This window comes from Candidatus Margulisiibacteriota bacterium, assembly GCA_003242895.1.
Classification (GTDB): domain Bacteria; phylum Margulisbacteria; class Riflemargulisbacteria; order GWF2-39-127; family GWF2-39-127; genus GWF2-39-127.
The window spans coordinates 1-6,778 of record QKMY01000042.1 but is presented as its reverse complement, the minus strand read 5'-3'; the positions used below and the strand labels follow the sequence as shown (position 1 = coordinate 6,778).

Sequence of the window (6,778 nt, the reverse complement as noted above, 5' to 3'; positions counted from 1 at the left end):
ATAGGGAGCGACTCGTCCCTATTATAATCATCCCAATAGGGATACTTTATTGCCTGAACTCAATGTTTATCAGCGCTAAAACTCATAATTAGAACTGCTGTTTGAAATATTAACCCAGACAATTCTTTGAGTTTTCAATGATAATTGAGGTATTGAAGGGACTTGATATTGATCCATAAAAGAACGATAGCACCGAATTATCGGTGCTATCGTTCTTTTATGCTGATGCCTATCAGGCAGCTAATATAACGTTTGTTGCACAGGGACCGCGCTGACTTTTCTCAATGTCGAAAGATACTTTTTCGCCGTCATTCAGACTTCGGTAACCATCTTTTTTGATTCCCGAGAAATGGACGAATAGGTCTTCTTCTCCGCTATCTTGAGTAATAAAGCCAAAACCTTTACTGGCATTAAACCATTTTACTATTCCAGTTTTCATAGCTTACTCCTTAAAAAAATAAAAAAGCACCAATACAGGTGCTCTAAGCTATAATTATCATCATTTCATTATAATCTGTTGACTCTTAACACTTGAGTACAGTATACCATTCCACGCCAGCAAAGTAAAGGACTTCACAAATTTCAACACATCATTATTTACTTTTATTATAATAGTATTATTTACAAAAACAAACTAACTATTACCTGTTTTTCAATTTTTCGATACGTTCTTTTTTATTTTCAAGAAATCTATCCTTATCCTCTTCGTCTATCGTTTGTATAGCTATATTAACGGAAGAGTTCTCGTTCTTCGAATTAAAATATCGGTGTTTATAAGGTTTGTTTTTATAATTGAGATACCCATTGACTCGATGCAACCGATACGGAGAATGAGAAAAACTGTTCGTTAGATAGACAATGTGTTCCTCCACAGGATGATTGCCAAACCTTTCTGACTTCCATTTCAACCGTAAGGTATTTAATTCACTATTAGCCTGAGCAATTTTGCCATCTAAATTTTCTACCTTCTTTTCGAGATATCTGATCCTTCGATATTCTTTAGCAAATTTTCCGCTATTTTCATCATAATCAATATTATCATAAAAATCATCGAGTACCGTTTCCGATCTTTTACGTTCTCGTTTCATTTCAGAAATCTCGTTCGTGAGTTGTTGTATCTGTACCAGCAACTCTTCTTCGTATCTGGTATAGCGATAGCCGTTAGCTTCGTTAGGTCTGCTTCGATGATATCCCGGAACTTTCACGACAACAGCCGTATCAGGTCTCCAGTATCCTGAATGATATCCGAAGTCGAGTCTTGTTGAGGCGATAGCATTGGCTCCCGCAATAGTGATAAAAAGAGCTGAAATAGCTAAGGAGTTATATAGTATTTTTCTCATAGTTAAGTACCTATCCTTTTATTGTTCGATTTATGGTTCTGGAAATTATAAGCACATTAATTTCTCTACTAAATTAAACAGTAATGGGTATGAATTAGTTCCCGATTCAACAACGTCCCGAAACACGAAAGTATCTTAGGTCAATTACAAAGTATATGCTATTTTTTCAAAACATAGGCAATTGTCTTGTAAAGCTGTACGATGATTAGAGGGATAACTGCATACCCGGCTATCACGTGAAGCTCATTAATAACTGAAGGATCAACCTTAAAGAGCTCTCCCAGGGGTTTAATGGTAAGGACCATAAAAACCATACTGCTGCCGAGCGTCACAGCGAACCATTGATACTTATTGGAAAAGAGCCCTATTTTATAAAGCGGCAACGTGGAACGGCAGTTAAAGCCATGCAGCAATCTCGCTATCGTTAAGGTAGAGAAAGCCATGGTACTAGCAAGGGCAATACCTTCCTTAGATAACCCGTAATAAAAAGCTGCGAGAGTACAGGCAGCAATAAGTGCCCCTTCAGCAACTACCGCGACCAGAAAATCGCGAGTCAAAATTGGTTCATTAATATCCCTTGGTGATTCTTTCATAACGTCCGGATTGGGTGGCTCCAGGCCTATCGCAATAGCTGGCATAGAGTCTGTTACCAGATTAATGAACAAAAGCTGTACCACAGTAAAAGGAAGAGGAAGGCCCGCAACCGAAGTATATAAAACGGCCAGGATTCCAGCCATATTTCCTGAGAACAAAAATTGAATCGAGTGTTTAATATTACTGTAGATGCTTCTGCCATTGGAAATCGCTTTAACAATGGTAGCAAAATTATCATCGGTTAATACTATAGAGGAAGCTTCTTTAGCCACTTCGGTACCAACTTTACCCATAGCAATTCCGATGTTTGACTGTTTTAGCGCTGGCGCATCATTAACGCCGTCTCCTGTCATCGCAACAACATGGCCTCGCTCCTGCCATGCTCTTACAATTTTTATTTTATGTTCAGGCGAAACACGGGCATATACTGAGATATTACTGACCTCCGACTTTAATACTTCATCAGACATTTTATTGATTTCAGCACCTTCTATAGCCTTGTCGCCCGGTTTGAGAATACCGATATGTTGAGCTATAGCGGACGCTGTTGTCTTATGGTCTCCGGTAATCATAACCGGTTTGATACCTGCTTGTATGCACGCTTCTACAGCTTGCTTTGATTCAATGCGCGGAGGGTCCTGCATCGCAACTAACCCTATAAAAATAAGGTCACTTTCGTCATCCAGAGTTAACTCTCTAGCTTCAATCTGTTTATATGCAAGCGCAAGTACCCGTAACCCGTCTAAAGAAAATTCATGGTTAACCTGCCCGATATTATCCAGATCGTCTTGTCCTATACGCCGAATAACATTACTGACCTCAATTGATTGAGCCCTTTTGAGAACCACGTCAACTGCGCCTTTAGTTACCATTACGAGCTTTCCATCAATGGCGTGTAGCGTACTCATAAGTTTACGGTCCGAATCAAATGGCAATTCCGATAATCGCGGTACTGACTTTCTATATTCTATCTCATCGATAGTGTAATGCTTGGCCATAGTTACCAGGGCTATCTCGGTGGGATCCCCGATAGACTGTCCGTTTTGAATTACGGCATCATTACAAAGAACACACATTTGGGCTAGTTTCCGGGATTCCGGCTCGTTTCTATCCGAATTCACGATGTTTATGATCTTTGAGTTAACATATAGTTTTTCTACAACCATTTTATTCTGTGTTAACGTACCGGTCTTATCAGAACAGATAACAGAGACACTGCCAAGGCTTTCAACTGCATGCAGGTTCCGGACTATGGCATGTTCTTTAGCCATTTTTTGTGTACCGAATGCCAGAACAATTGTCACGATGGAACTAAGCGCTTCCGGGATAGCTGCAACAGCCAGCGCAATTGCAAACAAAAAAGATTCGCCAAGGGCATACCCCCGTGAAATATTTATCAAAAATATAATAATGCACAAAGCAAGAATTACAAAAGCAAGTTTCTTCCCGAATTTATCAAGGCTAACCTGAAGAGGGGTCTTTTTTTCTTGTGCAGTTTCCAGCAAGGCAGCCACATTCCCCAATTCGGTATTCATACCCGTACCAGTAACCGCGACGACAGCTCGACCGTACGTTATTAAGCTGCCGGAAAAAACCATATTGACCCTATCACCGACTGTGAGTTCTTCCTGTCTGATAATATCAATGGATTTTATAATGCTAACAGATTCACCGGTTAACGAGCTTTCGTTAACCTGAAGATTATAATTCTCAATAATTCTTCCATCAGCAGCAACATAATCTCCTGCATCCAAAAACAATAGGTCGCCCACAACAACTTCGCGCGACGGGATTTCTACCTTGGCACCGTTTCTTCGCACCTTAGCTACAGGAGCCGCCAGTGACTTCAGGCTTTCCAGCGATTTCTCTGCCCGAATATGTTGTGTCATTCCCAGGAATGCATTAAGGAGCGTCACTGCAAAAATAACAGCTGCGCTCTCAATATCGCCTAACAGGATAGAAACTATACCGGCAACCAGCAATATAAGTACTAAAAAATCAGCAAATTGACTTAAAAATACCTGAAAAACACTTATTTTCTTTTCAGCGTTTAATTCGTTATATCCATAATGAAGTTTCCTTTTTTCTACTTCTGCATCTGATAAACCATGAATATCAACGTTCAAAATCTCCAGGACTTCCTTCTCAGATAGATTGAAGTAATTTTTCATTCTCAACCTCCAGCATTATAATTATAAGTTATTATTCATAAATGTTATTAATAGAAGGAAAAGGTCGCAATATTTAGAGTAATTAGATCTAATAAAACTAAGTAACCTGACTAGTTTTTTTGGGGGGATGAAGAATTTCCAGCTCATCTTTGATGGTAAGTACCAATGGTATCGCGATCATCATTCCCCATACGCCAAGGATTACTTCGCCAAGCAGCAATGACAGCAATATTACAGACATGGGCAACCGAATAATAGCTCCGATAATTTTACTATTCAGAAAATACTCCAGTTTATGGATTGCAATAAGAAAAACCAGACAGATGAGGGCAGAAATAACTCCGCTCGATACAAGTGCAGTGACAGTTAATATGGTATTTGAAATGAGGTTTCCCAATACAGGAACGAGTCCGAAAACAAATACTAAAAACAATAGAGTTATTTTATGAGGGATATGCAAAACGCTAATGACAACCAAAGTGAGAAGTACATTAATACAAGAGATGACAACCTGCCCGCCCATTACTTTGCGAAAATATGTATAAAACCGTTGTAATCGTGCCAAAAGGAATTGGTAAATGTATGCCAGTAAACTATTAGGAGTACTAGTGAAAACCTTTTCTATTTGCTTGCCTTCACGATAAAAAAGAAAATTAAGTACTATAGCAAAAAGAAAATAGGCGACCATCTTTGAGACATTATTAAATATATGAATTGCCTGTCCAAATGATTTCGTAAGCTGATCAAAGGCCTGTTGCTTTAAAGCAGCGAGATCTATTGAGAGCTGATATTTTTCTATGAGAAAAAATAAAAACACTCTGGTATCCTGCCAAATAGTATTAAAATAATGGGAAGCATCTACAGAGATCAAAGGCACAAGTCTGAAAACAATAAGGGAAAACAATCCGATTAAAAGAATATAAAGAGACCAGAACAGTAACGTCGCCGGAACTAAAGGAATCCATTTCCGGCTATCTCGGGTTACAACATCAGTAAGAAGATAAATAAATAGAAGAAATATAAACAACACTACCAGGTCGGTTAAAAAAACCACCCAACAAATAAGAAGTAATGTTATATAGCCAATAAAATTTTGTTTAAAATAAGTTATAAATTCATTCATAATAAATATCACTTTATATTTCTTTTAATACTTTACTATAATTTATCATTAATGGAATTATAATACAAACACTAAGTATGTCCGAGGGTATGAGAAAGCACTGAGCGTTACTACTTCTCTATGTTGCCATGCACTCATTTAGCCAACCGGCATTATAGCTGGGTTCGTGACATTTACTTGTTACAAGTGACGGGAAACTTAGTGAAATATCCCAAGCATTTTGAAATCGAAAACATCTGAAGATAGACCTTTGTATTATGGCAAGCTATAATACTGACATTCTATCGGACCTGGGCATGGCAAAATAATAGCTATAAGTTACTTTCTTAATTCAAATAGTAAATTACGGCAGCCTATCCTGTTCGGCATTAATTTTGCTGTTCTGCATTCGTTTAATGCAATACTACTCGCACTTATTATCCTTTTTTTACTCAAATCCCCCATCATGATTGGAATGGTCTCGGTTTTCTTTATGGCAATCGGTATGATGACAACAATAACTTTTATTGGCTTAACCGTAACCTTTGGTAAAAATACTGCACTTGCCACATTATCATTTAATAAGCCCGTTTATGCTGTAGCACAAAAAAGCCTATCAATCGTTGGGGCAAGCCTTATTATTGTTATTTCTATTCTTTTTTTGTTATCGACAATACGTTAATAACAGCAGCGACAACACTATCGGTTTTGTTTTTTTTCAACCATGTTAAGAGTGAATTTATCAGACGCCATAACATTGGAGTTTTTTTAACGATTTTTTACGAAAATTTAACGATCTTGATGCAATTATAAAATTTTATCGTCGATATAAATGAATGAAACGTAAAATCATTCTTATTCACGAAACTATTAATCCAGGTTTGTGCGATAACCTCCCTAGTACCTTAAGCTATCTTAACAAAATAGCACAAGTAACAGTTATCAACATGAAAAGTATTCACCAAAACAACACAGATAAACCCGTTTCTTTTCGAAATCAATGTACTGGAAATGCAATATTTCTTTATACTCTTTTACAAATGGATGGCTATAAAGATTGTGTTATTTCATATATACAAGCAAAAAAATATGTTCACTATTTTGTATCAACAAATATTAATGGGCTTATTTATGCATTAGATCCGTTCACTATAAATAATGGAAGTCGAACTGTTATCATCAAACCTTTTGACAAGTTTATTGAAGATAGTAAATGGGAACTTTCATATGTAGATGAACCAAAAAATATGATTATAGGAAATCTCGATGGATATAATAATATTAACAATGAAATCGGTTGGGATGAAACAGTAGATTACATAAAATCATATATTGTTAAAAATAAAAAAGCAGGAATTTGATTTTATGATTTCTCCGCAATAACCAGCATTTCAAAATCTTCTGCAGTCAGTATTTCTGGAAAAAAGTACCGAGTTTTGCTATTAATGTCCATGTAATTTCGCTTTAATAGTGTTATTTCTCAGAATAATCCGGCTTAATGTTGCTGAATAATCTGGCCGATTCAAAATAAACCGGCCAGATTGAGAATAATTAAAAAGTTTCAGATGCAG

At 37.0% G+C, this 6,778-nt stretch carries 6 protein-coding genes; 2 read left to right on the top strand and 4 right to left on the bottom strand.

Features of this window, described 5'->3' with window-relative positions:
- Positions 1 to 232: 232 nt before the first annotated feature.
- The 4 genes from DKM50_05775 to DKM50_05760 all read right to left on the bottom strand — a co-directional run bounded on the left by DKM50_05775 (position 233) and on the right by DKM50_05760 (position 5,228).
- Positions 233 to 439: a cold-shock protein gene (locus tag DKM50_05775; GenBank protein PZM80149.1), complete on the bottom strand. Its 207-nt coding sequence runs from the start codon at positions 437 to 439 to the stop codon at positions 233 to 235.
- A gap of 202 nt (positions 440 to 641) precedes the next feature.
- Complete coding sequence (locus tag DKM50_05770; GenBank protein ID PZM80148.1) at positions 642 to 1,340, bottom strand: hypothetical protein; 699 nt, start codon at positions 1,338 to 1,340, stop codon at positions 642 to 644.
- Between the two features lie 158 nt (positions 1,341 to 1,498).
- On the bottom strand, positions 1,499 to 4,105 hold the full coding sequence (locus DKM50_05765; GenBank protein ID PZM80147.1) for an ATPase: 2,607 nt from the start codon (positions 4,103 to 4,105) through the stop codon (positions 1,499 to 1,501).
- A 97-nt stretch (positions 4,106 to 4,202) separates the two neighbouring features.
- Positions 4,203 to 5,228 (bottom strand): hypothetical protein, encoded by a 1,026-nt coding sequence (locus DKM50_05760; GenBank protein PZM80146.1) that lies wholly within the window; start codon positions 5,226 to 5,228, stop codon positions 4,203 to 4,205.
- A 472-nt stretch (positions 5,229 to 5,700) separates the two neighbouring features.
- Between DKM50_05760 and DKM50_05755 the strand changes: the two genes are divergently transcribed.
- Together DKM50_05755 and DKM50_05750 are read left to right on the top strand one after the other, a co-directional pair.
- Complete coding sequence (locus DKM50_05755; GenBank protein PZM80145.1) at positions 5,701 to 5,889, top strand: hypothetical protein; 189 nt, start codon at positions 5,701 to 5,703, stop codon at positions 5,887 to 5,889.
- Positions 5,890 to 6,043: 154 nt separating this feature from the next.
- Positions 6,044 to 6,568 (top strand): hypothetical protein, encoded by a 525-nt coding sequence (locus DKM50_05750; GenBank protein ID PZM80144.1) that lies wholly within the window; start codon positions 6,044 to 6,046, stop codon positions 6,566 to 6,568.
- Positions 6,569 to 6,778: the final 210 nt, after the last annotated feature.